The 1,300-nt window shown below is 72.9% G+C and carries 1 protein-coding gene; it reads right to left on the bottom strand.

Annotation, left to right across the window (positions count from 1 at the left end; translation table 11 throughout):
* A partial coding sequence (locus tag AB0L29_RS35515) for a polyketide synthase dehydratase domain-containing protein (RefSeq protein WP_365833484.1) occupies window positions 1–1,270 on the bottom strand: 1,270 nt, incomplete at its 3' end.
* Between the last annotated feature and the right edge of the window lie 30 nt (window positions 1,271–1,300).

A 1,300-nucleotide genomic window follows, 5' to 3' on the forward strand; every position in this document is an offset into this window, starting at 1 on the left:
ACCCACCGGCCGCCCGCGCACTGCCCGCCGGCGCGGGAACCCACTCCACCCGCCACAACAACCGCTCCACACCACCACCCACAGACTCCAACTGATCCGCCGAGACGGGGCGGGTGACCAACGAGTCCACGGTGGCGACCAGTTGGCCGGTGGAGTCCGCGACCCCGATGGCCGACACTTCCTCACCGCGCAGGCGCCGGATGTGGACCCGCAGGGCGGTGGCGCCGGACGCGTGCAGGGAGACGCCGTTCCAGGAGAAGGGCAGCATGGTCGCGCCCTCGTCCTCGTCCGTGCCGTCGAGCAGCAGGTCGACGTGCATGGCGGAGTCCAGCAACGCCGGGTGCAGACCGAACCGTGCCCCCTCCTCCCACGACTCCTCGGGCAGCTCCACCTCCGCGAACACGTCGTCACCGCGCCGCCAGGCCGCCTTCAGCCCCTGGAAGACCGGACCGTAGAGGTACCCGCGGTTCGCCAGGCGCTCGTAGGCGCCCTCGATCTCCAGGCGCCGGGCGCCCTGCGGCGGCCAGGCGGTGAGGTCGAAGTCGGGGACGGTCGTGCGGGGAGCGAGCAGACCCGTGGCGTGCCGGATCCAGGTGCCCTCGGTGCCCTCGGCACGCGAGAACACGTCCACCGTGCGGCGGTCCGTCTCGTCGGCGGCGCCGACCACCACCTGCACGGCCGCTCCGCCGGCGGCCGTCAGCACCAGCGGTGCCTCCAGCGTCAGGTCGTCGACCGCCGCGCAGCCGACCTCGTCGCCCGCCCGGACGGCGAGCTCGACGAAGGCCGTGCCCGGCAGGAGGATGCGGCCCAGGACGTCATGGTCGGCGATCCACGCCTGTGCGTCCACGGACAGCCTGCCGGTCAGCACCACGCCACCGGACTCCGGGGACACGACCATCGCGCTCAGCAACGGGTGGTCGACGCCGTCGAGACCGGCCGAGCCGACGTCACCGGCTCTGTTCCCCGGGATGTCCAGCCAGTACCGCTGGTGCTGGAAGGCATAGGTCGGCAGGTCCACCGGTACGCGGTCCCGCTCGCTGAAGAGAGCGGTCCAGTCGACCTCGGCGCCGGAGGCGAACAGCTCGGCCAGCGCGGTCACGGCGGTGGTGTCCTCGGGCCGGTCCCGGCGCAGCACCGACGCGAACGTGACCTCGTCGTCCTCGTCGAGGATCTGGCGGGCCAGGCCCGTCAGCACCGCGTCCGGGCCGCACTCCACGAACCGCGTCACACCCTGGCCGCGCAGGGCACTGATCCCGTCGGCGAAACGCACCGCCTCACGGACATGCCCCACCCAGTACCC

The sequence above is a fragment of the Streptomyces sp. NPDC052701 genome, assembly GCF_040678355.1.
Taxonomy (GTDB): domain Bacteria; phylum Actinomycetota; class Actinomycetes; order Streptomycetales; family Streptomycetaceae; genus Streptomyces.